This is a genomic window from Mycolicibacterium arabiense, assembly GCF_010731815.2.
Lineage (GTDB): Bacteria > Actinomycetota > Actinomycetes > Mycobacteriales > Mycobacteriaceae > Mycobacterium > Mycobacterium arabiense.
The window spans coordinates 5,695,078-5,720,733 of sequence record NZ_AP022593.1 but is presented as its reverse complement, the minus strand read 5'-3'; the positions used below and the strand labels follow the sequence as shown (position 1 = coordinate 5,720,733).

The following is a 25,656-nucleotide window of genomic DNA, read 5'->3' as shown; positions in this document are numbered from 1 at the left end:
CGAGCGAAACGACGGGGGACGTTGACATGCACAGCGACCTGTACATTCCCGCGCGCAGTGCCGAACCGCCGTTCGCCGTCGACATCACACCCGAGTCGGCCGGCTGGACCGAGTCCTCACTGCAGGTGCTCGAACTCGACGACTCGCGACGAGAACTGCACACCGGTGGCACCGAGGTCATGATCCTGCCGCTGGCCGGCGGCGGCACCGTCGAGTGCGCCGGTGAGACCTTCGAATTGTCGCCGCGGGCATCGGTGTTCGACGGGCCGTCGGACATGGTGTACCTCGGCATCGACCAGTCCTACTCGATCACCGGCACGGGTCGCTTCGCGATCTGCGGCGCCCGCGCCAAGCGTGCATTCCCGAACCGGCGGGTCGCGGCCGCCGACGTCTCGGTCGAGTTGCGCGGCACCGGCAACTGCAGCAGGCAGGTGCACAACTTCGGCACCGCAGGCGTCTTCGGCGCCGACTCGCTGATCGCCTGCGAGGTGATCACGCCGGGCGGGAACTGGTCGAGCTACCCGGCGCACAAGCACGACGAGAACACGCCGACCCAAAGCGAACTCGAGGAGATCTACTACTTCGAGATCCAGGCAGGCCCAGACGGCAGCCGCGGCTTCGGCTATCACCGGGTGTACGGCACCCCGGAGCGTCCGATCGAGGTCCTCGAGGAGGTCCGCACCGGCGACGTCGTGCTGGTCCCCCACGGCTACCACGGACCGTCGGTCGCTGCGCCCGGCTACCACATGTACTACCTCAACGTCATGGCCGGACCCGGCGACGAACGCGCCTGGAAGATCGTCGACGACCCGGAGCACGCCTGGCTCCGCGGCACCTGGGACGACCAGCCGATAGACCCCCGCCTACCCCTACACGAGACAGGAGCCTGACCCATGGTCTCCACCGCACCGAAGCGGGCCGAGAAGACGCCCGACCGCGAGCCGACGGTCCGACTCACCGTGGCACAGGCCTGCATTCGCTTCCTCGGCAAGCAGTACGTCGAGCGCGACGGCGAGCGGACCAAGTTCTTCGCGGGCTGCTTCGGCATCTTCGGCCACGGCAACGTCGCGGGGCTCGGCCAGGCGCTCCTCGAGGACGAAGTCACCGCCCTCGACGCAGGGACCGAGCCGCTGCTCCCCTACGTGCTCGGCCGCAACGAACAGGCCATGGTGCACAGCGCGGTCGCCTACGCGCGGCAGAAGGACCGGCTGCAGGCGTGGGCCGTCACCGCGAGCGTCGGTCCCGGCGCCACCAACATGCTCACCGGCGCCGCACTCGCCACCATCAACCGGTTGCCGGTGCTGCTCCTGCCCGCCGACACCTTCGCCACCCGCGTGAGTTCCCCGGTGCTGCAGGAACTCGAACTCCCATCCAGCGGCGACGTCACGGTCAATGACGCGTTCAAGCCGCTGTCGCGATACTTCGACCGGGTGTGGCGGCCCGAGCAGCTGCCCGCCGCACTGCTCGGCGCCATGCGGGTCCTGACCGACCCCGTCGAGACCGGTGCCGCCACCGTCGCGATACCGCAGGACGTCCAGGCCGAGGCACACGACTGGCCGGAATCCCTGTTCGCCGAACGCACCTGGCACGTGGCACGGCCGCTGCCGGAGCGTTCGGTGATCGCGCGCGCAGCCGACGCGATCCGCTCCGCGCGCACGCCGCTGATCGTCGCCGGTGGTGGCGTCGTCTACTCCGGTGCCACCGATGCACTCGCGGCGTTATGCGAGCAGACCGGCATACCCGTCGCGACGAGCCAGGCGGGCAAGGGCGCACTGCGCTACGACCATCCGCAGTGCATGGGCGCGATCGGTTCGACCGGCACCACGGCTGCCAACGCGCTGGCCACCGACGCCGACGTCGTCATCGGGATCGGTACCCGCTACAGCGACTTCACGTCCGCATCCCGCACGGCCTTCACCAATCCCGACGTCAGGTTCGTCAACGTGAACGTGGCATCGCTGGACTCGGTGAAGCAGGGCGGCATCAGCGTCGTCGCCGATGCCCGCGAGGCGATCGACGCGCTGCGCGAGGCCCTCGGCGACTACTCGGTCGACGCCGACTACCGCGACCGCACCGCCGCCCTCGCCGCCGAGTGGGACGACACCGTGTCCGCGGCCTACGCGGTCGATGACGGGGTCGCGCTGAACCAGAACCAGGTGATCGGACTGGCCAACACGCTGAGCGATCCACGCGACGTCGTCGTGTGCGCCGCGGGCTCGATGCCCGGCGACCTGCACAAGCTGTGGCGGACGCGTGACCCCAAGGGCTACCACGTGGAATACGGCTACTCCTGCATGGGCTACGAGATCGCAGGCGGGCTCGGCGTGCGGATGGCCGACGACTCCCGCGACGTGTTCGTCATGGTCGGCGACGGGTCCTATCTGATGATGGCCACCGAGCTGGTGACCGCCGTGCAGGAGGGCATCAAGGTCATCGTCGTCCTGGTGCAGAACCACGGCTTCGCCTCCATCGGTGGGCTCTCCGAGTCGCTGGGGTCCCAGCGGTTCGGCACCGCGTACCGCTATCGCAGCGACGACGGCAGGCTCGACGGCGACAAGCTGCCCGTCGACCTCGCCGCCAACGCGGCCAGCCTCGGCGCCGAGGTCATCAAGGTCGCGACCGCGGCAGAGTTCGGCGACGCCGTCAAGGTGGCCAAGGCCAACGACCGCACCACCGTGATCCACGTCGAAACCGATCCGCTGATCTTCGCCCCGGACAGCGAGTCCTGGTGGGACGTTCCGGTCAGCGAGGTGTCGCAGCTCGAGTCCACCCGCACCGCATACCAGAGATATGCCGACTGGAAGACCATCCAGCGGCCCCACATCCGTCCGTCCTGATCGCGGAGAGATACCCAAACACCATGTCGCGCATACTCGTTGGATCCGCCCCCGACTCCTGGGGAGTGTGGTTCCCCCATGACCCGCAGCAGACGCCGTATACCCGATTCCTCGACGAGGTGGCAGCGTCGGGCTACGAGTGGATCGAACTGGGCCCGTTCGGCTACCTGCCCACCGACCCGAAGCAGCTCGCCGACGAACTCGCCGCGCGGGGGCTCAGGCTGTCGGCGGGCACGGTGTTCGAGCACCTGCACCAATCCGTGTCCCGCGGGGACGACTCGTGGAACTCGGTGTGGACACAGGTCGAGGACGTCGCCAGGCTGACCGCCGCAGTCGGCGGCAAACACGTCGTCGTCATCCCCGAGATGTGGCGTGACCCGTCCACCGGCGCCGTGCTGGAGGACCGCAACCTCACGGCAGAGCAGTGGCACCAAAAGACGACCGGCATGAACGAACTCGGCAGGGCGATGTACGAGAAGTACGGCGTCCGTGCGCAATACCACCCGCATGCGGACAGCCACGTCGACACCGAGGAGCACGTCTACCGATTCCTCGACGGCACCGACGGCGAGTTCGTCAACCTGTGTCTGGACACCGGCCACATCAGCTACTGCGGTGGCGACAACATCGCGATCATCCGTCGCGCCCCGGAGCGGATCGGCTACCTGCACCTCAAGCAGGTCGACCCCGAGGTGCGCGCCAAGGTCGAAGCCGAGGACCTGCCGTTCGGCGAGGCCGTCAAACTCGGCGCGATGATCGAACCGCCGCTTGGCGTTCCGGACATGCCGCCGCTGCTGGCCGAGATCGAGAAGCTCGGCATCGACGTGTTCGCCATCGTGGAGCAGGACATGTACCCCTGCGAGGCCGACGCTCCCCTGCCCATCGCCCAGCGGACCCAGAAGTACCTCGGGTCGTGCGGCGTTCCCTCCGTCCGCTTCAACTGACTCCGCTCCAACTGATAAGGACCATCGACATGTCTGACTTGCGTGTGGCCGTTCTCGGCGTCGGCGTCATGGGCGCCGATCACGTCGCCCGGCTGACCACCAAGATCTCCGGCGCCCGCGTCGCCGTGGTGAACGACTTCGTGACCGAGAAGGCCGAACGGATCGCCTCGGGCATCGACGGTTGCCGCGCGATCGCCGACCCGCTGGACGCGATCGCCGATCCGGACGTCGACGCCGTCGTGCTGGCCACTCCCGGACCCACGCACGAGAAGCAATTGCTGGCGTGCCTCGAGCACGGCAAGCCCGTGCTGTGCGAGAAGCCGCTGACGACCGACGTCGCGACGTCACTCGAGGTGGTCAAACGCGAAGCGGCACTGGGTAAGCGGCTGATCCAGGTCGGCTTCATGCGCCGCTTCGACCACGAGTACGCGCAGTTGAAGGCGCTGTTGACCTCGGGCGAGCTGGGGCGGGCCCTTCTGCTGCACTGCGCGCACCGCAATCCGGCGGTGCCGCCGTACTTCGACAGCGCGATGGTGGTGCGCGACTCGCTGGTGCACGAAGTCGACGTCACCCGGTTCCTGTTCGACGAGGAGATCACCTCCATCCAGATGGTGAAGCCGTCGGCCAGTCCCGGTGCGCCGGAGGGCTTGGCCGATCCGCAGATCGCCATCATGCGGACCGCGTCGGGCAGGCATGTCGACGTCGAGTTGTTCGTCACCACCGGCGTCGCCTACGAGGTGCGGACCGAGGTCGTGGCCGAGAAGGGCAGCGCGATGATCGGACTCGACGTCGGGCTGGTGCGCACCCGCAGTGACGGCACGCGCGGCGGCCAGCTCACCCCGGGCTTCCGCGAGCGCTTCGGCCAGGCCTACGACACCGAGTTCCAACGCTGGGTCGACGCGGTGCGCCGTGGGTCGGCCACCGGTGACTTCACCGATGGACCGAGCGCGTGGGACGGCTACGCCGCCGCCGCGGTGTGCGAGGCCGGCGTCGAGTCGCTCGACAGCGGGCTGCCCGTCGCGGTGTCGATGGTGGATCGCGCGACGATCCCGGGCGCGTGACGTGAAGATCGCGCTGGATCCGACGCCCTTCCATCACGACTACGAGCTGCTCGAACTCCCCGCTCTGGTCGCGGAATTGGGCTACGAGTACCTGCAGCTGACCCCGCACCGCGACTTCATCCCGTTCTTCAACCACCCCCGGGCGGACGACGCCCTCGTCACGCAGTTCCGCAAGGCCTGCGCCGACGCGGGTGTCGGCATCGCCTCGGTGCTGCCGGTGCTGCGGTGGTCCGGCCCCGACGAGGACGCCCGGGAAGCAGCCGTACGCAACTGGAAGCGCGTCGTCCAGATCACCGTCGACCTCGGCGTGAACGTGATCAATACCGAGTTCTCCGGCAGGCCCGAGAAGGCCGAGGAGTCCGAGCGGGCGTTCTTCCGGTCGATGGAGGAACTGGTGCCGATCTTCGAGCGCGAGGGCATCGACGTGCGGATCGACCCGCACCCGGACGACTTCGTGGAGGACGGCATGGAGGCGCTGCGGATCATCCGCGGCGTCAACTCGCCGAACATCGGGATGGTCTACGTCGCGTGCCACACCTTCCACATGGGCGGCGCGATGGGCGACATCATCCGGGCCGCGGGCGACAAGCTGCGCCTGGTGCACGTCGCCGACACCATGGACCATCATCGCAGCCATGGTCTGCGCTACATCACCAACCCGCCGGGCAACCCCGTGCGCGTCCACCAGCACCTCAAGATCGGTGACGGCGACGTCGACTGGGAGGAGTTCTTCGGCGGCCTCGGCGAGATCGGCTTCTACGACCGCGACGACACCGTCATGGTGTCATCGGTGTTCGCCGAGGACGAGTCCGCGCACGACGTCTCCCGCTACCAGCTCAAGACGATGACCGACTACGTCGCCAAGCACGGCGGGTAGCACTTCTTTCGGCGAGCGTGCGTGTCTGCGGGCGACACGCCGGGTCGAAACCCGAGTTCGTGCACGCTCGCGACAGAGGAGTGACATGACCGAACCCCGACTCGTCGCGACCGCATGGACGAGCGCCGGCGATACGTCGCCGATGCACGTCCCTGCAACCAGCCCCGTGCCGATCGCCGAGCGCATCCGCGCGGTCGCCGACGCAGGGTACGTCGGCTTGGGCCTCATCCAGGACGACCTTCGAGCCATCCGCGACTCCATCGGATTGGGTCATCTGCGGCATCTGATCACAGACGCTGGGCTGACCCACGTCGAGATCGAACTCATCGAGAGGTGGTGGATCCCCCGCGGCGCCGCCCACCACTCGTTCGAGGTGCGCGAGTTGCTGTTCGATGCCGCCGACGTGCTGTCGCCAGCGTTCATCAAGATCGGCTCGGAACTCGGTCCGCCGGCTTCCCGGCCGGAGTCGCTCGTCGAGCCGCTGCGGCGACTGGCCCACGAAGCCGCCGACCACGGCACCAGGATCGCAATCGAGACCATGCCGTTCTCGCGCATCGCCACGGTGCCGATGGGTGTCGACATCGTCGCTGCCGCAGACCATCCCGCTGTGGGTCTGCTGGTCGACGCGTGGCACGTGTTCCGCGCGGGCACCTCGCTCGACGAGCTGCGCCACGCCCTGAAACCGGGGATGGTGTTCGGCGTCGAACTCGACGATGCGGCCGCCGAAGTCGTCGGCACCCTGTTCGAGGACACCGTGCACAACCGCTTGCTGTGCGGCCAGGGCGTTTTCGACTTGCGAGGTCTGGTCGAGGTGTTGAGCGACAACGGCTTCGACGGACCCTGGGGTGTCGAGATCCTGTCCGACGACTTCCGGGCGCTACCCGTGTCTGAGGCGCTTCGGGTCGCAGCGGACACCGCTCGCGCCGTGCTGTAGCCGGCAGGCGCAGCATCCCCGGCGTGCCGACCGGGCACCGTGACCCCGCGAGCGTGCGTGAACTCAGGTCTGAGCCCGGCGTGTCGGCCGCAGACACGCACGCTCGCGGGGGAACGGTCACCCGGAGAACTCAGAGGATGTAGAGCATCTCCTGGTAGGTCGGCAGGGGCCAGAGGTCGTCGGCGACGAGGTTCTCCAAAGTGTCTGCGGCCCAACGGACGTCGTCCATCAGCGCCAGCAGGCTCTGGGCGTGCGCGGCCTCCTCGGCGGCCGAATCCCCGCCGTGCGCGTCCATCCCGGCCTTGAGCGCAGTCAAGGCGGCGGTCAGGTCCGCGATCGGCGCGGACACCGTCTTCAACATCGTCAGGTCGGGTTCCATCCCGGCCGCCTTCAGCGTCGCAACGTTCTGCGCCAACTCGGTCTGGTACCGGATGGCCGCGGGCAGGATGACCGTCGACCCCATCTCGAGGGTGAGCTTGGCCTCCACTCCGACTGTCAGCGCGTACATCTCGTAGCGGACCTCTTCGCGGCTGTGCAGCTCGCGCGCGTTGAAGACGCCGTACTTCTCGAACACCTCGATGGCCTCGGGCTTGCCGAGTTCGGGGATCGCGTCGAGCGTCGTCTTGAGGTTCGGCAGTCCGCGGGCCTCCGCCTCGACCTGCCAGTTGTCGGAGTAGCCGTCGCCGTTGAACACCACCGCGCCGTGCTCGGTGATGATCTCCGTCAACAGCTTCTGCACGGACTCGTCGAAGTCCGCGCCCTCCCCGACGGCCTTCTCCAGCCACGTGGCCATGTAGTCGAGCGAGTCGGCCATGATCGTGTTGAGGATGATCATCGGCACGTTGATCGTCTGGCCCGAGCCCGGCGCGCGGAATTCGAAGCGGTTGCCGGTGAACGCGAACGGGCTGGTGCGGTTGCGGTCGCCGGGATCGGTCGGCAGCACCGGCAGCGTGTCGACGCCGATGATCATGGTGCCCTTGCCCTTCGACGACGTCGCCGCTCCCTTGGCGATCTGCTCGAAGACGTCGGCCAGTTGGTCGCCCAGGAAGATCGAGATGATCGCGGGCGGCGCCTCGTTGGCGCCGAGGCGGTGGTCGTTGGTGGCCGAGGCCACCGAGACCCGCAGCAGGCCGGAGAACTTGTGCACCGCCCGGATCACCGCGGCACAGAACACCAGGAACTGCGCGTTCTCATGCGGGGTATCACCGGGCACCAGCAGGCTGCCGAACTGCGCGTTGCCCAGCGAGAAGTTGACGTGCTTGCCCGACCCGTTGACGCCGGCGAACGGCTTCTCGTGGAACAGGCACTCCATGCCGTGCTTCTTGGCGATGTTCTTGAACGTCGTCATCAGCAGTTGCTGGTGGTCGGCGGCGATGTTGGCCCGCTCGAACATCGGGGCGATCTCGAATTGCCCTGGCGCGACCTCGTTGTGGCGGGTCTTGGCCGGGATGCCGAGCTTGAACAGCTCCCGTTCGGTGTCCATCATGAAGCCCAGCACGCGGTCGGGGATGGCGCCGAAGTAGTGGTCGTCGAACTCCTGGCCCTTGGGCGGCTTCGCGCCGAACAGCGTGCGACCCGCGTTGATCAGGTCGGGGCGCGACAGGAAGAAGTGCCGGTCGACCAGGAAGTACTCCTGCTCCGGGCCGCAGAAGGACACGATGTGGTCGAAGTCGACGTGGCCGAACAACTTGAGGATGCGCTCGGCTTGCGTACCCATCGCCTGCTGGCTGCGCAGCAGCGGCGTCTTGTAGTCCAGCGCCTCACCGGTCATCGAGACGAACACCGTCGGGATGCACAGGGTGTTGCCGTTCGGGTTCTCCAGGATGTAGGCGGGACTGGTGACGTCCCAGCCGGTGTAGCCGCGTGCCTCGAACGTGCTGCGCAATCCACCCGACGGGAAGCTCGACGCGTCCGGTTCGCCCTGGATCAGCGTCTTGCCCGCGAACTCGGCCAGCGTCTGGCCGTCGCCGACGGGCTCGAGGAAGCTGTCGTGCTTCTCGGCGGTCAGGCCGGTCATCGGGTAGAAGACGTGCGCGTAGTGGGTGGCGCCCTTGGACAGCGCCCAGTCCTTCATCACCGAGGCGACGGAGTCGGCGATCGCGGGGTCGAGCTTGGCGCCCTTCTCGATCGTCGCGACGACGGACTTGTACGCTGCCTTCGGCAGCCGCAGTCGCATCTCGGCCAGCGTGAACACGTTGGTGCCCCAGATCTCTCCGGGTGCCTCGGCCGGGTCGAAGCTGATGGCCGGAGGCACGTACGCCTCGACGTTGGTGATCGCCTGCAGGCGCACCGCGTTTCCGCTCATGGGGTTCCTATCGCTGCGTGTGCCCGCACACGATTCGCGGACTCGACCGGCCAACCGTAGGAACGCTCGATGCCGAACTCGTTACGTCCGCGTCACCGACAGAATTCGCTACCCGTGACGTCTTATTACGGATCGGCCCGAGTCGAGCCATCGGCCGCTCCGGGGGTAACCCCACCGCATGCGAATGCTCGTGCTCACCGCCGTCGCACTGCTCGTCGCGGCCTGCGGGTCACAGGACACCACACCGGCGCCATCGACGAGTTCGGAGGCCGCCGCGCCGGCCACCACGACGGGCCTGTTGCCGCCGGGCGTTCCGACCGAGGGCACGCGCCCGCCGTCGGATCAGCTGCCCCCACCCGCCGAGCCGCAGCGTGCGCCGACGCCGAGCGTCACGCCGCCGGGACGCCTGGTACCCGTGGGCACGGCTCCGGAGGGCGTCGTCGTGGATGCGGTGACCCGGACGGTGGCCGTCGCCAAGCGCGACCCCAACGAACTGGTGCTGATCAACGCCGACACCGGTGCGGTCACCGGCAGGACACCGCTGCCGGGGTTCGTCCGACACCTGCAGCTCGCGCGTCCGGGCGGGCCGGTCCTGGTGCCGGTGGAGAGCGCCAACGCCCTGGTCCGGGTGGACCTGCCCGGCGGCGCCGCCGAGCCTCAGATCATCACCGGCACCGTGCCCCACGACGCGTCGGAGACGCCCAACGGGACGCTGTTCGTCGCCAACGAATTGGGTGGCACCACCACGGTGCTGCGGGGCGACGAGATCGTCAAGGTGTTCACCGACAGCGTGCAACCCGCGGGCATGGCCCCCGTCGGAGAACTGATGGGCATGCTCGACGTCCGCAAGAACGACCTCACCGTGTACGACGCCGACGCCCTCACCATCAAGGGGTCTACGCCCGCGGGCGACGGCCCCACCCACCTCGTCGCCGACAAGCACGGCCGGTACATCGCCACCGACACCCGCGGCGACGCCATCCGGGTCTTCGACACCGCGCCGCGCGAACTCGCGAGCGTCGAGCAGCCCGGCGGGCCCTACGGCATCGCCTACGACCCCACCCGCGACCGGCTCTGGGTGGCGTCGTCGGGAACCAACGAGGTCGTCGGCTACGACATGGCGCAGCCGACCCCGCGGGAGGTCGCTCGCATCACGACCGTGCAGAACCCGTACACACTCGGGGTCGACGCCACCACCGGCCGTCTCTTCATCGCGGGCGTGACCGCCGGGGTGATCCAGATCGTCACTCCGCCGGACCGCTGAAGCCCTCGCGGCAGGAAGCCTAGGCTGGAGTCATGGCGATTCGATTGCGGCGGGGACGCGGCGTCACGCGGGACATCGAGGTCGACTACGACGAGCACGCGACCACGGTCACCGGGCAGGAACACGAGGCCGCCGGCGTCAAGGCCGTGATGGTGTCGTTGCAGCGCAGCGTGAAGTCGATGGGGCCGTTCCGCACCGCGGCGTCGCTGGTGCGGCTCAATCAGCGCAAGGGCTTCGACTGCCCCGGCTGCGCCTGGCCCGAGGAGCACGGCGGCCGCAAGTTCGCCGAATTCTGCGAGAACGGCGCCAAGGCCGTCGCCGAGGAGGCCACCAAGCGCGTCGTCACGCCGGAATTCTTCGAACGGCACTCGATCACCGACCTCGAGGGCAGGCCCGAGTACTGGCTCTCGCAGCAGGGTCGCCTGACCCATCCGATGGTCCTGCGCGCCGGCGACGACCACTACCGGCCCATCGACTGGGCCGACGCCTACCGCCTGATCGCCGATGAGCTACGCGCCCTCGACGACCCCGACGGTGCCGTCTTCTACACCTCGGGACGCACCAGCAACGAAGCCGCGTTCCTCTACCAGCTGCTGGTGCGCAGCTTCGGCACCAACAACCTGCCGGACTGCTCCAACATGTGCCACGAGTCGTCGGGTGCCGCGCTGACCGAGAGCATCGGCATCGGCAAGGGCTCGGTCACGATCGCCGACGTCACCGAGGCCGACCTCATCATCGTCGCGGGGCAGAATCCGGGCACCAACCATCCGCGCATGTTGTCGAGCCTGGAGAAGGCAAAGGACAACGGCGCCAAGATCATTGCGATCAACCCGCTGCCCGAGGCCGGGTTGATCCGCTTCAAGGATCCGCAGAAGGTCAACGGCGTCGTCGGGCACGGTGTCCCGATCGCCGACGAGTTCGTGCAGATTCGCCTCGGTGGCGACATGGCCCTGTTCGCCGGTCTTGGCCGGCTGCTGCTCGAGGCCGACGACCGCGCGCCCGGCACGGTCGTCGACCGCGAGTTCATCGCCGATCACTGCGCCAACTTCGACGAGTACGAGAGGCGCACCCGCGCAATCGATCTGGACACCGTCGTCGAGGCCACCGGCATCGACCGGGTACAGCTCGAGCAGGTGGCCCGCATGCTCGCCGACTCCGAGCGCACCGTCGCCTGCTGGGCGATGGGCCTGACCCAGCACAAGCACGCGGTGGCGATGATCGCCGAGATCTCCAACCTGCTGCTGTTGCGCGGCATGATCGGCAAGCCCGGCGCGGGCCTGTGTCCGGTGCGCGGGCACTCCAACGTCCAGGGCGATCGCACCATGGGCATCTGGGAGAAGATGCCCGAGACGTTCCTCTCGGCGCTCGACCAGCGCTTCGGCATCACCAGTCCCCGCGAGGACGGCCTCGACACCGTGGGCTCCATCCGCGCCATGCGCGACGGCCGCGCGAAGGTGTTCATCGCGATGGGCGGCAACTTCGCCCTGGCCACGCCCGACACCGCAGTCACCGAAGCCGCGCTGCGCAACTGCGCACTGACGGTGCAGGTCTCGACCAAGCTCAACCGCAGCCACGTGGTGCACGGCAAGACGGCGCTGATCCTGCCGTCACTCGGCCGCACCGACCGCGACGTCCAGGCCAGTGGCAAACAGCAGGTCTCCGTGGAGGATTCGATGTCGATGGTGCACCTGTCGCGTGGCAGTCTGCACCCGCCCGGCGAGGAGGTGCGCAGCGAGGTGGCGATCGTGTGTCAGCTCGCCCGCGAGCTGCTCGGCCCGGCACACCCGGTGCCGTGGGAGACGTTCAACGATGACTACGACGCCATCCGGGACGCGATCGGCGCGGTCGTGCCGGGCTGCGCCGACTACAACGCCAAGGTGCGTGCGCCCGACGGCTTCCAGCTTCCGCACGGCCCGCGCGACTCCCGCGAGTTCCCGACGCACACCGGGAAGGCGAACTTCGCCGTCTACCCGCTGGAATGGGTGCCGGTGCCCGAGGGCAGGCTGGTGCTGCAGACACTGCGCAGCCACGACCAGTACAACACCACGATCTACGGCCTCGACGACCGCTACCGCGGCGTGCGCGGTGGCCGCCGCGTGGTGTTCGTGAACCCCGCCGACATCGCGGCGTTCGGCCTCTCCGAGGGGTCTCGGGTCGACTTGGTGTCGGAGTTCGCCGACGCCGACGGTGGCGTCTCCGAACGGCGCGCGAAGGACTTCATGGTGGTGCCCTACTCGACGCCCGTCGGCAACGCCGCGGCGTACTACCCGGAGACCAACTCGTTGGTGGCGCTCGACAACGTCGCCGAGAAGTCGAACACCCCGGTGTCGAAGGCCGTCGTCATCCGTTTCGAACCGGCAAGCGCAGCAGAGGATCTCGTCAGCGGGTCATCATGGGACGCGTGACGGTCCGGCGGCGCGCCAGTCACCTCACCGCCGAGTCGACCACCACCAGGCCCGAGACACTCGCCGTCGAGGAGCCGCTCGAACTGCGGATCGACGGCACCGCCATCACCGTCACCATGCGCACCCCCGGTTCGGACGTCGAACTGGCACAGGGCTTCCTGCTCACCGAGGGCGTGATCGGCGGCCGTGACGACATCGCGCGGGTCGAATACTGCCGCGGCGCCGGGGAAGACGGGCTGAACACCTACAACGTGCTCGACGTGCGCCTGACGCCGGGCGTACCCATGCCCGACGTCGACGTGACCCGCAACTTCTACACGACCTCGTCGTGCGGCGTGTGCGGCAAGGGCTCCATCGACGCCATCCGCCAGATCAGCAGGCACTCCCCCGGCGACGACCCCACCGTGGTCAGCGCCGAGACGTTGACCGCGATGCCCGATCAACTCCGCAGCGCTCAGCGGGTGTTCGCCAGCACCGGCGGCCTGCACGGCGCGGCGCTGTTCACCGCCGACGGCACGATGCTCGTGGTGCGCGAGGACATCGGCAGACACAACGCCGTCGACAAGGTCATCGGGTGGGCCGTCGAGAACCAACGCGTGCCGCTCACCGGCACGGTCCTGCTGGTCAGCGGCCGCGCATCGTTCGAGCTGACGCAGAAGGCCGTGATGGCGGGCATCCCGGTGCTGGCCGCCGTGTCGGCGCCGTCGTCACTCGCCGTCGACCTGGCCACCCAGGCCGGCCTGACGCTGGTCGCCTTCCTGCGCGGCCAGTCGATGAACGTCTACAGCAGGCCCGACCGCGTCGAGCACTGACCGCCTCTGCACCACTTCTCCACGCTTTCTCCACACGACCTCCAAGCTGCACATCCCTCGATCGCGAAGCATCGACGTCAGTCGTAAACCCGCTTCGAGAGGACGTTCACCATGGCCGAGATCCTGATCGCCGCCTGCCCACCCCTAGGACACGTCGCACCGTTGGCGAGCGTCGCGCGTGGCCTCGTCGCCCGCGGTGACCGCGTCACGTTCCTGACGTCCGCCACGCACGCCGACCGGGTGCGTTCGACCGGCGCGCACTTTCACCCGCTGCCCTACGGCGCCGACTTCGACGGCTCGTCCTTGGACGCCGACCTGCCCGGCCGCGCCGAGACGTCCGGCACCGCACGACTCAACTTCGACGTCGAGCACGTCTTCGTCCGTCCCATGCCGCACCAGGCCGCCGCACTCGACGAACTGTTGTCGCACAACCACTTCGACGCCGTCATGACGGACGCATTCTTCCTCGGCATCCTCCCGATGCTGCTAGGCGACCGGGCGGACCGACCGCCGGTACTCACCTACTCCACGACGCCGCTGTTCCTCACCAGCCGTGACACCGCGCCAGGCGGAACCGGGATGCTCCCCATGCCGGGTCCACTCGGGCGGGTGCGCAACGCGGCGCTCAACGTCGCGGCGCAGAAGGCGCTGCTGCGCCCGGCGCACCGCTCGGCCAACACCATGCTGCGGGCGCTCGGACTGCCGAAGCTGCCGGTCTTCCTGCTCGACTCCGCGGTGCTCGCCGACCGGCTGATCGTGCCGACCGTGCCCGAGTTCGAGTATGACCGCTCGGATCTGCCGGACCACGTGCGCTTCGTCGGCGCGGTCACCCCCGAGCCGACGGACGCGTTCGTCGCGCCCGAATGGTGGGGCGAACTGTCGTCGGGCCGCCCCGTCGTCCACGTCACCCAGGGCACCATCGACAACGCCGACCTGACCCGGCTGATCGAGCCCACCATCGCCGCGCTCGCCGAGGAGGACGTCACCGTGGTCGTCTCGACCGGTGGCCGTCCGGTGTCGCAGATCGGCACGAGGCTGCCGTCGAACACGTTCGTCGCCGAGTTCATCCCCCACGACGTGCTGCTGCCGATGGTCGACGTCATGGTGACCAACGGCGGCTATGGAGCAGTGCAGCGGGCACTGCTCGACGGGGTACCGCTCGTCGTCGCGGGCAACACCGAGGACAAACCGGAGGTCGCCGCCCGGGTCGAATGGTTCGGCGCCGGAGTGAACCTGCGCACCGGGACGCCGAGCGTCGAGGCGGTCCGGGCTGCGGTGACCGCCGTCCTCGGTACGAGCCGCTACCGCTCCGCCGCACGCCGGCTGCAGCGCGCGTACGCCGGCCGCGACGGCGTCGCGGAGATCGGCTCGCTCATCGACGAGGTCATCGGCGAGACCACGCGGGAGCCGCAGCATGTCTAGCGATCTCGTCATGACCGCCGTCGTCGTCGTGGCCCTGCTATGGGCTCTGGTCTGCTCGCTGCGTCAACTGCACGTCGAACGCAGCACCACCATGGAGGTGATGTGGCGGCAGGCGACCGCCGACGGGTGGTCGCAATGGCGGCGACTCGACGGCGTCTCGCCGGCCGACGACTACGACACCATGCTGACCGCCACGCAGAACGCAGCCCACACCGAAGCCACCGCAGTGCAATTCGCGTCGACGGTGCATCCGGCCGAGGCCCCCGACTACACGCTGCGGGTGCTGTTCATGTCGACGGTGCGGGAACCGGCACGCGGGTAACGATCGGTGAGAATGTACTGAGGGCTGCGAATCACGTGGATTCGCAGCCCTCAGTTCGATCTCGGCGTACTAGGCGCTCTTGTCGCGCCGCTCGTTGCGCGGTGGCTTGCGCGGGACGATCGTCGGGAGGACGTTGTCCTCGACGGTCTCCTTGGTGACGACCACCTTGGCGACGTCGTCGCGGCTGGGGATGTCGTACATCACCGGCAGCAGGACTTCCTCCATGATGGCGCGCAGACCGCGGGCACCCGTGCCGCGGTGGATGGCCTGATCGGCGATGGCCTCGAGCGCGTCGCCGGTGAACTCCAGCTCGACGCCGTCCATCTCGAACAGCCGTGAGTACTGCTTCACCAGCGCGTTCTTCGGCTCGGACAGGATCGTGACCAACGATTCCTTGTCGAGGTTGGTCACCGACGCCACGACGGGCAACCGGCCGATGAACTCCGGGATCAGACCGAACTTGATCAGGTCCTCGGGCATGACCTCGGCGAAGTGGTCCTGAGTGTCGATCTCGGCCTTCGAGCGCACCTCGGCGCCGAAGCCGAGGCCGCGCTTGCCGACGCGGTCGGAGACGATCTTCTCCAGACCGGCGAACGCACCGGCCACGATGAACAGCACGTTCGTCGTGTCGATCTGGATGAACTCCTGATGCGGGTGCTTGCGACCACCCTGCGGGGGCACCGACGCCTGCGTGCCCTCGAGGATCTTCAGCAGCGCCTGCTGCACGCCCTCGCCGGAGACGTCGCGCGTGATCGACGGGTTCTCGCTCTTGCGGGCGATCTTGTCGACCTCGTCGATGTAAATGATGCCGGTCTCGGCGCGCTTGACGTCGTAGTCGGCGGCCTGAATCAGCTTCAGCAGGATGTTCTCGACGTCCTCGCCCACGTAACCGGCCTCGGTCAGCGCGGTGGCGTCGGCGATGGCGAACGGAACGTTGAGCATCTTGGCCAGCGTCTGCGCCAGGTAGGTCTTGCCGCAGCCGGTGGGGCCGAGCATCAGGATGTTGGACTTCGCCAGTTCGACGGGCTCGGCCCGCGAATCGCGCATCTTCTCCTGGGCCTGGATGCGCTTGTAGTGGTTGTAGACCGCCACGGCCAGCGTCCGCTTCGCGGTGTCCTGACCGATGACGTAACCCTCGAGGAACTCGCGGATCTCGGCGGGCTTGGGCAGCTCGTCGAGTTTGACGTCATCGGCGTCGGCGAGTTCTTCCTCGATGATCTCGTTGCACAGGTCAATGCACTCGTCGCAGATGTACACGCCGGGGCCGGCAATGAGCTTCTTGACCTGCTTTTGACTCTTGCCACAGAACGAGCACTTCAGCAGGTCACCGCCATCTCCGATGCGAGCCATGGTCCTGGTGGCCTACTTTCTGCGATCGCCGTCGATAACTGTGTCCGTCGGACAGCTCCGGTTGAAACCCGACGCTACCCGCTCGTTCCCGCACCATGCGACAGATGAAGCCGAATCGCGTCGGTGATATTCATCTGCGTAGGAGGAGAACATAGCCCGTGGCGACCCGCACTGCGGGTGGGACGCGCCACGTGTCGTGAGCGTGTCGCCACCGTAACCCGCCGAGCGGGACGTACAGAGGACTACCTCTTCCAACGTACATTCCGCCGGCCGGTGCACCGGGTGACGATCAGGCGTTCTGAGCGGAGAGCTTCCGGTACTCCAGGACCGTGTCGATGATCCCGTAGTCCTTGGCCTGGGCGGCCGTGAGGATCTTGTCGCGGTCGGTGTCCTTGCGAACGACCTCGGGATCCTTGCCGGTGTGCCGCCCGAGGGTGACCTCCATCAGCGTGCGCATCCGCTCGATCTCGGCGGCCTGGATCTCCAGGTCGGAGAACTGCCCCTGGATGACGCCACCCAGCGAGGGCTGGTGGATCAGGATGCGGGCGTTCGGAAGCGCGAGGCGCTTACCGGGCGTACCGGCGGCGAGCAGCACCGCGGCGGCAGACGCGGCCTGGCCCAGGCACACCGTCTGGATGTCGGCACGCACGTACTGCATGGTGTCGTAGATCGCCATCAGCGAGGTGAACGAGCCACCCGGTGAGTTGATGTACATGGTGATGTCGCGGTCGGGATCGAGCGACTCCAGCACCAGCAGCTGCGCCATGATGTCGTTCGCCGAGGCGTCGTCCACCTGCACGCCGAGGAAGATGATGCGTTCCTCGAACAGCTTGTTGTACGGGTTGGACTCCTTGACGCCGAAGCTCGAGTGCTCGATGAACGACGGCAGGATGTAGCGGGCCTGCGGCTGCAGCCTGGGGTCGGTCTGGTCGGTCATCGCGTGGCTCCGTTGAAGTTTGCGTGAGTGATGATGTGATCGACGAAGCCGTACTCCAGTGCCTCCGGCGCGGTGAACCAGCGGTCGCGGTCGGAGTCGGCTTCGATGCGCTCGATGCTCTGGCCGGTGAACTCCGCGTTCAGCCGGAACATCTCCTTCTTGATCACGGAGAACTGCTCGGCCTGGATGGCGATGTCGGCCGCGCTGCCCGTGACGCCACCGAGCGGCTGGTGCATCAGGATGCGCGCGTGCGGCAGGGCGTAGCGCTTGCCCTTGGTGCCCGCAGCGAGCAGGAACTCACCCATCGACGCGGCCATGCCCATCGCGTAGGTCGCCACGTCGCACGGCGCGAGCACCATGGTGTCGTAGATCGCCATGCCGGCGCTGATGGAGCCGCCAGGCGAGTTGATGTAGAGGTTGATGTCCTTGGTCGGATCCTCCGCCGAGAGCAGCAGGATCTGCGCGCACAGCCGGTTGGCGATGTCGTCGTCGACCTGCGACCCCAGGAAGATGATCCGTTCGGAGAGCAACCGCTCGTAGACGGAGTCGACGAGGTTTAGCCCCGACGTGCTCGAACGCATGTCAGTCACGACTGGTTTACCTGCTTTCTCGAGTATTCGTACTCGGCATTCACGTCTACCGACACTAACGAACGCATGGCGCTTGGGAGTCCCCGGAGCACGCTCGTTCGCTCAGGGCAGTATTTCGCCCCTCGCGCGCTGGGTCACTTGGAGTCGTCGGCTGCTTCGTCCGCGTCGTCGTCTGCGACGTCGCCGTCGGCTGCGTCCGCTTCGTCGTCGCCGGTGGCCAACTCGACGGGCTGCTCGGTGTTCGACGGGCCGAAGAACTCGGCGGTGTCCACCTCGTTGCCCTCGCTGTCGGTGACCGTCGCACCGTGCACGACGGCGGCGATGGTCAGACCGCGACGCACGTCGGCGAACATGGCGGGCAGCTGGTTGTTCTGCTGCAGCACCTGCAGCAGCTGCTGCGGCTCGATGCCGTACTGGCGGGACATGAGGACCAGGCGCTCGGTGAGGTCACCCTGGCCCACCTCGATCTCGAGCTGGTCGGCGACGGCGTCCATCAGCAGCTGGGTCTTGACGGCCTTCTCGGCATTGCTGCGGTTGTCGGCGTCGAACTCCTCGCGGGTGCTGCCTTCCTTCTCCAGCGCCTCGGCGAAGGCCGTCTCGTCGTGGTCGAGGCCGTGGATGGCGTTGTGCAGCGTGTCGTCGACCTGGGCCTGGACGATGGCCTCGGGCAGCGGGATCTCGGTCTGCTCGAGCAGCGTCTCGAGCGCCTTATCGCGGATCTGCTCTGCCTGCTGGACGCGCTTGACGCGCTTGACCTGCTCGACGAGGCTCTCGCGCAGCTCCTCGATGGTGTCGAATTCGCTTGCCAGTTGCGCGAATTCGTCGTCGGGCTCGGGGAGTTCGCGCTCCTTGACGGAGTTGACCTTGACGGTCACCTCGGCCTCTTCGCCGGCGTGCTCACCGGCGACGAGCTTGGTGGTGAACACCTTGGTCTCGTCGGCGCTCAGGCCCTTGATGGCGTCGTCGAGGCCCTCGATCAGGTTGCCGGAGCCCACCTCGTGGGACAGGCCCTCGGTCTTGGCCTCCTCGACGTCCTTGCCGTCGACGGTGGCCGACAGGTCGATGGACACGAAGTCGCCGTCCTGGGCGGGGCGGTCCACGCCGGTGAGCGTGCCGAACCGGGCGCGCAGGTTCTGCAGCTCGGTGTCGACCTCGTCGTCGTCGACTGCGATCGCGTCGACCTCGATCTTGAGCGCCGACAGGTCGGGCAGCTCGATCTCGGGACGGATGTCGACCTCGGCGGTGAACGTCAGGTCCTCGCCGTACACCTTCTTGGTGATGTCGATCTCGGGCTGGCCGAGCGGTTGCACCTCGGCGCTGGCCACGGCCTCGCTGTAGCGACCCGGGATGGCCTCGCCGATCACCTGGTCGAGCATCGCCTGCTTGTCGATGCGCTGTTCGAGGAGCTTCACGGGCACCTTGCCGGGCCGGAAGCCGGGGAGGCGGACGGTCTTCGCCATCTCCTTGAACGCCTGGTCGAAGTCCGGAGCCAGCTCGGTGAAGGGCACCTCCACGTTGATGCGAACCCGGGTCGGGCTCAACTTCTCGACGGTGCTCTTCACTTCGGTGCTCCTTGCATGTTGGATCGAATGACGGCGTCTGTCGGGGTGACAGGATTTGAACCTGCGGCCTTCCGCTCCCAAAGCGGATGCGCTACCAAGCTGCGCTACACCCCGTCTGACTCTGCGGACGGAATACTACGGCCTCGACGCGCGGCACCTTCAATTGGATTTGCCTAGGTCGTCGCCGGTACAGTCTGCGGTGCAGTGCACGCGGGCGTAGCTCAATGGTAGAGCCCTAGTCTTCCAAACTAGCTACGCGGGTTCGATTCCCGTCGCCCGCTCCACCGGACCCGCCCTGACGAGGGCGGGTCTTCTGCTTTGCGGCGCCTATTGGGCGGATCGGGACCCCCGGGTCACCCGAGGATGGCGGCATCGCCTGGTTCGCTCTCGAGGACCTCGCGGTTGAACTTCCACATGTAGACGAAGTACGCCAACCCTGCGAGGAACTGGCCCGCGACGAGCATCAGCGTCGCCGCCGTCGTGGAGGCCGACAGGATCACGCCCAGCGAGAAGACGACCCACACCAGGGCAGCGATCGCGACGGGCCGGTCGAACCGCCCGAGGTCGAAGCCGCCGCGCTTCTCGTTGAGGAACTTCTTGCGTGAGGTCAGGTAGAGCACGACCGTCATGGTGTAGAGGGTGATGCCGATGATGGCGCCCGTGGCGATGAGCTGATTGAGTGCGTCGCCGGGCAGGACCGCCATCAGGATCACGCCAACGGCCAGCACCAGCAGGGTCGCCGGAATCGGTGTCTGGGTGCGCGGGTTGACCCGCTTCATCACCCGGTGGGCCGGAAAGCGTCCGTCGCGCGACATCGCGAAGATGTAGCGCGAAGTGGAGGCCATGGCGACGAGCGCGGCGCCGAAGAACGCCACCGCGATGGCGGCGAGGAAGGGCCGTTCCAGGCCAGGGCCGATCTGCTGACGCATGATCTCCGCAACCGGGGAGTCGCTCGCCGTGGCGGCAGGCAGATCCCTGATCGCCATGGTCAGAATGACGAGGAAGACCAGACCCAACGTCGCCGACGCGATCACCGCCCCGATGATCGCGCGCGGCACCGTACGCGTCGCGTCCTTCGCCTCCTCCGACATGTTGGCGGGTGTCTCGAAGCCGACCAGGGTGCTGAAACCCATCAGCGTGGCCGCCATCAGTCCGCCGCCGATCGCCAGGTAGTTGGGGTCGTTCTCGGTCGCACCGCGGGAGAACACGTTGCCGGCCACGCCGTCGCCGGTGGCGATCATCGCGATCGCCAGTGCGACTCCCAGCACGACGAGGATGCCGATCTCGACGCCCACCGACAGCGAGTTCACCCAGCCGACGATCTTGGTCGCTGCGATCGCCAGCCCTGCCTGGATCACCAGCAGCACCACCGTGAGCACCCGGCCGGTGGTCCCGGACGGTGCCATCTCGAACAGCGGCATCAGGCACTGGGTCGCCAGCGCGTTGTCGATCGCCACCGGTCCGGTGACGGCACCCAGGAACGCCAGCCATCCGAAGGCCCAACCCACTCTTGGGCTGGCGAGCCGCGAGCCCCACGCGTAGGCACCGCCGCTCAGTGGGATGCGTGCGGCGAGCTGCGCGTAGACCAGCGCCACCAGCAGCTGTCCCACTCCGATGAGGGGAAACAGCCAGATTCCGACTGGCCCGGAGAACCTCAGCACGTCGTCGTAGGTGGCGAAGATGCCCATCACCACCGACACCGATGCGAACCCGATGGCGAACATCTGGAAGCCGGACAGCGACCGCTTCAGCTCCGGCTCGTAGCCGCAGTCCTCGCAGAATTCGTCGGAGACTTCGTCGCCGGTCGTTGCCTGGGTCATGAAGTCTGCTCGCCTTCGGGTTGAATGCTCTGCTCGTAGCGGAATACGTTCTCGGGGTCGTAGTGCGCCTTGATCGCGCGAAGACGCTCGACGTTGGCCCCCCAGTACTGGGTCGCCCAGTCGGCTTGGCCGGCGTTCGGCACGTTGGCGTAGGCGCCCGCGACGTAGGGCTCCAACGCTCGGGAGAACTCGTCCAACCAGGCCAGCGATGCCGTCGTCAGCGGATCCTCCTCGGCGCCTGGGCCCTCGCCGCGGACGCCCCATCCGGCGCCGGGCTCGGCGTAGAACAGTGCGTCGCGGTGGGCGAACGCCGAGCCGCCTGCGGGCTCGGCACGCCTGACCGCCCCTCCGAACGCGTTGGCGAAGTAATTGCACTGTGGGCCGGGGGTTTTCGCCATGAAGCTGCCGATGACGTCGATCGCCTCCCGCGGAAACGGCTCGTACACGAACTGCGAGGTGAACTTCCAATTGGCGGCTTCGTCGGAGATCGGGATCTGAAACCCCGCGTAGACATCCGCCCACGGCGCCGTCGTCATCGACACCGCAGGAGCACCGATCGACAGCACCGGTGCGAGCAACTGCTCCGCCTCGATCTCCGAACCCGACGTCAGCACCCCGATCAGCGAGATGTCGTCGCGGCCGATCTCGAGCTGGCTGGTGAGCCGGTCGTCGGCGAAGGGGGCGAAGCGCTGCCAGGCGTCGAACAGCGCCACCAAGTCGTCCAGGCCGGCCCACTTCGCGGTGACGTAGACCGGGTCCGTCATCGGGTGCACCCGGTAGGTCAGCGAGGTGACGATCCCGAAGTTGCCGTTGCCGGCCCCCCGCAGCGCCCACAGCAGATCGGCGTCGTCGTCCTCGGAGGCCGTGATCACTCGTGCACCGCCGTCTCGAGACGCGACGACGACCTCCGCGGCGAGCAGGTTGTCCGACGCCATGCCGAAGCTCCGGGTGAGCAGTCCGAACCCGCCCCCGAGGGTGGCCCCGACCAGGCCGACTGACCCCTCGGTGCCGGTGGGGGCCGCGACACCGGCCTTGCCGAGTGCGGTGACGGCTTCGAGCTGGTTGAGTCCCGCGCCGACGGTCGCCGTTCCCGCGGCGGCGTCGATGGCCGCCGACTTGAGCTCGCTGACGTCGATGACGATGCCGCCGTCGACACACGACCACCCTTCGAGGTTGTGCCTTCCGCTGCGTACCCGCACCGCCACCTCGTTGCGGCGCGCCCAGCACAGCGCGTTGACGACGTCGGCCGTGGATTGGGCGAACACGACCACCGCGGGTTCGTGGGTGTAGAGCAGGTTCCAACCCGCACTCGCCGCGGGATAGTCGTCGTCACCCGGTCGAACCACCCGACCGGTCAGGGTGTCCGACACCGCCGCATCGATCACGAGATACCTCTCACCGCGCGCCGGGCGCTTCCCGTCGTCGGCTCGATCTTCGCCGTTCCGTTGAACCCACCGTTAGGTAATGGACCACCCGATCTCGGCGCGGCCAGTCAACGGGACTACCTAACGCGGCGGGGTGACGTGCTCGATGCTTTCGAGTAGTGCGCGATCGAGAGTCAGCCGCGCATCGCGCGCACCACCGCCGCGAGTCCGGCCCGACCCGTTACGCCGGCCTTGGCGCTGGCACGCAGGATGTGTCCTTCGATCGTGCGCACCGACAACGACACCGCCGCGGCGATCTCCCGGTTGGACAGACCTTGCTCCACCAGCGCCGCGATCTCGCGTTCCCGATTCGAGAACGCCGTGGCCGCCGGAGTCGCGGCCACGATCGCCGGACTCGTTGCCCCGCCGCATCTCTCGACTAGCCGACGCATCCGCGCCTCGGCCGTCATCGCGCTACCGATCCGACCCGCGCGCCGGTGCGACACCGCGGCCTGGGCGACCGCGTCGGCGGCGGCCAGCAGGTCGCCCATCGCCTCGAACTCCTGGGAGACGCGATCCAGGCCGACCGCGTCGTCGCGGCCCAGCGCCTCCGCGTGGTGAGCGGCGACCGCGGCCCGCGGACCCTCGACCATGGTCGCCAACTCGGCGAGCCGGTCGGCGTGGCCGATGTCGCCGAACTGCACGGCGGTCTGCAAGCACCACACCTCCCGGGCCCACGAGTCGTGGCGGCGCGCGAAGTCCGCTGCGGCACAGGCCAACCGGCGTGCCTCGGTGACTCGATCGCGCGCCCCGGCGATCAAGGCGGCGGTGAGCGTGTCGACCGGGGTCAGGTTGACGTACGCGGGATGCCGGTGCGGGCGGGCGGCCTCGATCGCCGCCTCGGCGCCCTCCGGATCGCCCCGGCGGGCCAACACCTGGGCCCGGCGCAGGTAGTACCGGTGGGCGCTGACGGCCAGGTGAAACGTATTCGACTCCGCGGCAATGTCTTCGGTGCGCACCGACAGATGACGCAGCGCGGCGTCGAGGTCGCCGGCAGCCAACGCCGCGCCGCCCGCCAGCTCGGACATGACTGCTCTCGTGGAGGCGGGCTGGGCCTCGTCGGCTCGCAGTCGCGCTTGCGCCACCTCGACGCCCTCGGCAACGTACCCCGCGGCGGCCAGGGCGAAAGTCTGATAGTCGGTCAGCAGCAGACTCAGCAGCTTGGCCTGCTCGCTGGACTGCACGACCGCGGCGCACGACGCGGCCGCCGCGGCCGCATCAGCGGAGCGCCCCAGCTCAGCGGACGCGAGACATCGGACGCTCAGCCCGATCGTCGCGCCGAAGTCGTCCAGACCGCCGAGGTCGATGCCGGCGATGCCCTCGAGCGCTTCGAACGGCTTGGCGCCCAGCACCAGTTGCAGCGCGCGGAACACCAGCAGCGCATCACGGTGCGGCTGATCGTCCATCGCCAGGGCCTCGTCCAGCACGCGCATCGACTCCGCGGGTGATCGCTCCCACCACAGCAGGTTGGCCGCGCGCAACACCACGTCATTGAGGAACACCGACGGGGGCACCTCGCCGGCCTCGATCGTGTCCAACACCGCCGCCGCCCGCTCGCCCTGCTGCACCATCAGCAAGTTGTAGGCCCGTCGAACGCGTGCTGGAGCGCCGCCGTCGACCTGCACCGCCGCCGCGAGGAGCCGCTCAGCGGAATCGAAGTCCATGAGGGAGGTGGCCGCCGCAGCCGCCGCGGACAGCACGTCCGGCTCGGGTGGCAGATCGGAGTCCAGCCACAGCATTCCCCGATTCATGACCTGCGTCGCACTGCCGCCGTCCTTCATCGCCATGGCGACTTCACCGCGCAGCCGTCGCAGCCGCGACGGCCCGCAACGGGTGCGACGCACATCGGCGTAGAGCGGATGGCCGACGTAGACCAATCCGTCCCCGGTGCGAATCAGCTCACGCTGCTCGGCCTCTTCGATCGCCGCCTGGTCGGCGAGCATCCGTAGACAGTGCCAGTCGACGGGTTCGGAAATGGCGACGAAGTCGACGACGTCGCGGACGCGCGCGGGGATCGAGCCGATCTGGCCGTCGACGAGTTCCAGCAGAGTCGCCGGCACGACGGCGTCCTGGGCCCACTCGATTGCGCCGTCGCGGGCAATCATCCTGTCCGCGCGCACCTCCATCTCGACCAGCTGACGCAGGAACAGCACGTTCCCACGGGCGAGTCGCCACAACCGGTCGGCGCTCCGCGGATTCAGCCGTGCCCCCAGCGCCGCCTTGAGCAGCTCCTCGCTGTCGGGTCGGGACAGCGGCGAGAGCACCCGATGCTCGACGAGGCCGTCCTTCCACAACGCCGACACCGCATCCGGAATCGCCTCGCCCGTGCGGACGGTCAAGAGCACCGTCGCGTTCTCCGCGTGCACCAGCAGGTGCAGGACGAGCGCGGACAGGTCGTCGAGCAGGTGCGCGTCGTCGACGAAGACGAGCAGGCGGCCGACCTCGGTCCCGGCGGTCATCGAGCCGACCACCCTGCGCGCCATCGCCGGTGGTGGGCCATCGAGGTCGTCGACCCACTGGGCGAAGGCGCCGAGGGGTATCGAGCGACTGGTGGCGGTGGCGGCGACCCGGCGCACGGTCCACCCGGTGTGGGTAGCGGCCTGGGCGACGGTGCGGGCCAGTCGGGATTTGCCGACTCCGGCCTTGCCGCCGAGCGCCACTCCTCGGCAGTACCCGCCGGTGACCAGCCCGACCACTTCTTCGACGTCGCCATCTCGCCCGATCAGCGGCCAGTGATCGAGCACAGCGCGATGTTAACCAAAGTTGCGCTGACGCGCCGGTCAATAAGTC

At 68.1% G+C, this 25,656-nt stretch carries 19 protein-coding genes and 2 tRNA genes; 12 read left to right on the top strand and 9 right to left on the bottom strand.

Going from position 1 to position 25,656, the window contains the following annotated elements; genetic code table 11:
• The first annotated feature begins 26 nt into the window (after positions 1–26).
• The 6 genes from iolB (at position 27) to G6N61_RS29185 (ending at position 6,653) form a co-directional block, all read left to right on the top strand.
• Entirely contained in the window at positions 27–890 is an 864-nt protein-coding gene (gene iolB, locus G6N61_RS29210) for a 5-deoxy-glucuronate isomerase (protein WP_163924326.1), read from the top strand.
• A gap of 3 nt (positions 891–893) precedes the next feature.
• Positions 894–2,837 carry a 3D-(3,5/4)-trihydroxycyclohexane-1,2-dione acylhydrolase (decyclizing) gene (gene iolD / locus G6N61_RS29205; protein ID WP_163924325.1) on the top strand — a complete coding sequence of 648 codons (1,944 nt, stop codon included), beginning with the start codon at positions 894–896 and terminating at the stop codon, positions 2,835–2,837.
• 23 nt (positions 2,838–2,860) lie between these two features.
• On the top strand, positions 2,861–3,781 hold the full coding sequence (locus G6N61_RS29200; protein ID WP_163924324.1) for a sugar phosphate isomerase/epimerase family protein: 921 nt from the start codon (positions 2,861–2,863) through the stop codon (positions 3,779–3,781).
• 29 nt (positions 3,782–3,810) lie between these two features.
• Positions 3,811–4,842, top strand: a complete 1,032-nt coding sequence (locus G6N61_RS29195) for a Gfo/Idh/MocA family protein (protein WP_163924323.1) — start codon at positions 3,811–3,813, stop codon at positions 4,840–4,842.
• Between the two features lies 1 nt (position 4,843).
• Complete coding sequence (locus G6N61_RS29190; protein ID WP_163924322.1) at positions 4,844–5,719, top strand: sugar phosphate isomerase/epimerase family protein; 876 nt, start codon at positions 4,844–4,846, stop codon at positions 5,717–5,719.
• A gap of 85 nt (positions 5,720–5,804) precedes the next feature.
• Entirely contained in the window at positions 5,805–6,653 is an 849-nt protein-coding gene (locus G6N61_RS29185) for a sugar phosphate isomerase/epimerase family protein (protein ID WP_163924321.1), read from the top strand.
• A 130-nt stretch (positions 6,654–6,783) separates the two neighbouring features.
• Here the strand turns inward: G6N61_RS29185 and G6N61_RS29180 are convergent, their stop codons facing one another.
• On the bottom strand, positions 6,784–8,958 hold the full coding sequence (locus G6N61_RS29180) for a glutamine synthetase III family protein (protein ID WP_163924320.1): 2,175 nt from the start codon (positions 8,956–8,958) through the stop codon (positions 6,784–6,786).
• 178 nt (positions 8,959–9,136) lie between these two features.
• On the opposite strand from G6N61_RS29180, the gene G6N61_RS29175 reads away from it, so the two are divergent.
• From G6N61_RS29175 to G6N61_RS29155, 5 genes are all read left to right on the top strand, one after another.
• A complete protein-coding gene (locus G6N61_RS29175) occupies positions 9,137–10,222 on the top strand; it encodes a YncE family protein (RefSeq protein WP_163924319.1) in 1,086 nt (361 codons plus the stop codon).
• 32 nt (positions 10,223–10,254) lie between these two features.
• On the top strand, positions 10,255–12,627 hold the full coding sequence (locus tag G6N61_RS29170; RefSeq protein WP_163924318.1) for an FdhF/YdeP family oxidoreductase: 2,373 nt from the start codon (positions 10,255–10,257) through the stop codon (positions 12,625–12,627).
• A complete protein-coding gene (gene fdhD, locus G6N61_RS29165) occupies positions 12,615–13,439 on the top strand; it encodes a formate dehydrogenase accessory sulfurtransferase FdhD (protein ID WP_163924317.1) in 825 nt (274 codons plus the stop codon). Before G6N61_RS29170 ends, fdhD begins: the two co-directional genes overlap by 13 nt.
• A 111-nt stretch (positions 13,440–13,550) precedes the next feature.
• Entirely contained in the window at positions 13,551–14,861 is a 1,311-nt protein-coding gene (locus G6N61_RS29160; RefSeq protein WP_163924316.1) for a glycosyltransferase, read from the top strand.
• Complete coding sequence (locus G6N61_RS29155) at positions 14,854–15,183, top strand: hypothetical protein (protein WP_163924315.1); 330 nt, start codon at positions 14,854–14,856, stop codon at positions 15,181–15,183. The genes G6N61_RS29160 and G6N61_RS29155 overlap by 8 nt, the downstream gene beginning before the upstream one ends.
• A 69-nt stretch (positions 15,184–15,252) precedes the next feature.
• Here the strand turns inward: G6N61_RS29155 and clpX are convergent, their stop codons facing one another.
• From clpX to G6N61_RS29130, 5 genes are all read right to left on the bottom strand, one after another.
• Complete coding sequence (gene clpX / locus G6N61_RS29150) at positions 15,253–16,533, bottom strand: ATP-dependent Clp protease ATP-binding subunit ClpX (protein ID WP_163924314.1); 1,281 nt, start codon at positions 16,531–16,533, stop codon at positions 15,253–15,255.
• 289 nt (positions 16,534–16,822) lie between these two features.
• Positions 16,823–17,470, bottom strand: coding sequence for an ATP-dependent Clp protease proteolytic subunit (locus tag G6N61_RS29145; protein WP_163924313.1), 648 nt, complete (start codon positions 17,468–17,470; stop codon positions 16,823–16,825).
• Entirely contained in the window at positions 17,467–18,051 is a 585-nt protein-coding gene (locus G6N61_RS29140) for an ATP-dependent Clp protease proteolytic subunit (RefSeq protein WP_179973727.1), read from the bottom strand. Before G6N61_RS29140 ends, G6N61_RS29145 begins: the two co-directional genes overlap by 4 nt.
• A gap of 143 nt (positions 18,052–18,194) precedes the next feature.
• A complete protein-coding gene (tig, locus tag G6N61_RS29135; RefSeq protein ID WP_163924311.1) occupies positions 18,195–19,622 on the bottom strand; it encodes a trigger factor in 1,428 nt (475 codons plus the stop codon).
• A gap of 40 nt (positions 19,623–19,662) precedes the next feature.
• Positions 19,663–19,736: transfer RNA gene (locus tag G6N61_RS29130), tRNA-Pro, on the bottom strand.
• Positions 19,737–19,832: 96 nt separating this feature from the next.
• On the opposite strand from G6N61_RS29130, the gene G6N61_RS29125 reads away from it, so the two are divergent.
• Positions 19,833–19,906, top strand: a tRNA-Gly gene (locus G6N61_RS29125).
• A gap of 69 nt (positions 19,907–19,975) precedes the next feature.
• Here the strand turns inward: G6N61_RS29125 and G6N61_RS29120 are convergent.
• The 3 genes from G6N61_RS29120 to G6N61_RS29110 all read right to left on the bottom strand — a co-directional run bounded on the left by G6N61_RS29120 (position 19,976) and on the right by G6N61_RS29110 (position 25,610).
• Positions 19,976–21,442, bottom strand: a complete 1,467-nt coding sequence (locus G6N61_RS29120) for an APC family permease (protein ID WP_163924310.1) — start codon at positions 21,440–21,442, stop codon at positions 19,976–19,978.
• Positions 21,439–22,827 carry an FAD-binding oxidoreductase gene (locus tag G6N61_RS29115; RefSeq protein WP_235887338.1) on the bottom strand — a complete coding sequence of 463 codons (1,389 nt, stop codon included), beginning with the start codon at positions 22,825–22,827 and terminating at the stop codon, positions 21,439–21,441. The genes G6N61_RS29120 and G6N61_RS29115 overlap by 4 nt, the downstream gene beginning before the upstream one ends.
• A 173-nt stretch (positions 22,828–23,000) precedes the next feature.
• Positions 23,001–25,610 carry a helix-turn-helix transcriptional regulator gene (locus G6N61_RS29110; protein ID WP_163924309.1) on the bottom strand — a complete coding sequence of 870 codons (2,610 nt, stop codon included), beginning with the start codon at positions 25,608–25,610 and terminating at the stop codon, positions 23,001–23,003.
• Positions 25,611–25,656 lie beyond the last annotated feature (46 nt).

Excerpts from the sequence above, each read along its gene's own strand:
- iolB (WP_163924326.1), top strand. The coding sequence starts at position 27 with ATGCACAGCGACCTGTACATTCCCGCGCGCAGTGCCGAACCGCCGTTC.
- iolD (WP_163924325.1), top strand. The coding sequence starts at position 894 with ATGGTCTCCACCGCACCGAAGCGGGCCGAGAAGACGCCCGACCGCGAG.
- G6N61_RS29200 (WP_163924324.1), top strand. The coding sequence starts at position 2,861 with ATGTCGCGCATACTCGTTGGATCCGCCCCCGACTCCTGGGGAGTGTGG.
- G6N61_RS29195 (WP_163924323.1), top strand. The coding sequence starts at position 3,811 with ATGTCTGACTTGCGTGTGGCCGTTCTCGGCGTCGGCGTCATGGGCGCC.
- G6N61_RS29185 (WP_163924321.1), top strand. The coding sequence starts at position 5,805 with ATGACCGAACCCCGACTCGTCGCGACCGCATGGACGAGCGCCGGCGAT.
- G6N61_RS29180 (WP_163924320.1), bottom strand. The coding sequence starts at position 8,958 with ATGAGCGGAAACGCGGTGCGCCTGCAGGCGATCACCAACGTCGAGGCG.
- G6N61_RS29175 (WP_163924319.1), top strand. The coding sequence starts at position 9,137 with ATGCGAATGCTCGTGCTCACCGCCGTCGCACTGCTCGTCGCGGCCTGC.
- G6N61_RS29170 (WP_163924318.1), top strand. The coding sequence starts at position 10,255 with ATGGCGATTCGATTGCGGCGGGGACGCGGCGTCACGCGGGACATCGAG.
- fdhD (WP_163924317.1), top strand. The coding sequence starts at position 12,615 with ATGGGACGCGTGACGGTCCGGCGGCGCGCCAGTCACCTCACCGCCGAG.
- G6N61_RS29160 (WP_163924316.1), top strand. The coding sequence starts at position 13,551 with ATGGCCGAGATCCTGATCGCCGCCTGCCCACCCCTAGGACACGTCGCA.
- G6N61_RS29155 (WP_163924315.1), top strand. The coding sequence starts at position 14,854 with ATGTCTAGCGATCTCGTCATGACCGCCGTCGTCGTCGTGGCCCTGCTA.
- clpX (WP_163924314.1), bottom strand. The coding sequence starts at position 16,533 with ATGGCTCGCATCGGAGATGGCGGTGACCTGCTGAAGTGCTCGTTCTGT.
- G6N61_RS29145 (WP_163924313.1), bottom strand. The coding sequence starts at position 17,470 with ATGACCGACCAGACCGACCCCAGGCTGCAGCCGCAGGCCCGCTACATC.
- G6N61_RS29140 (WP_179973727.1), bottom strand. The coding sequence starts at position 18,051 with ATGCGTTCGAGCACGTCGGGGCTAAACCTCGTCGACTCCGTCTACGAG.
- G6N61_RS29120 (WP_163924310.1), bottom strand. The coding sequence starts at position 21,442 with ATGACCCAGGCAACGACCGGCGACGAAGTCTCCGACGAATTCTGCGAG.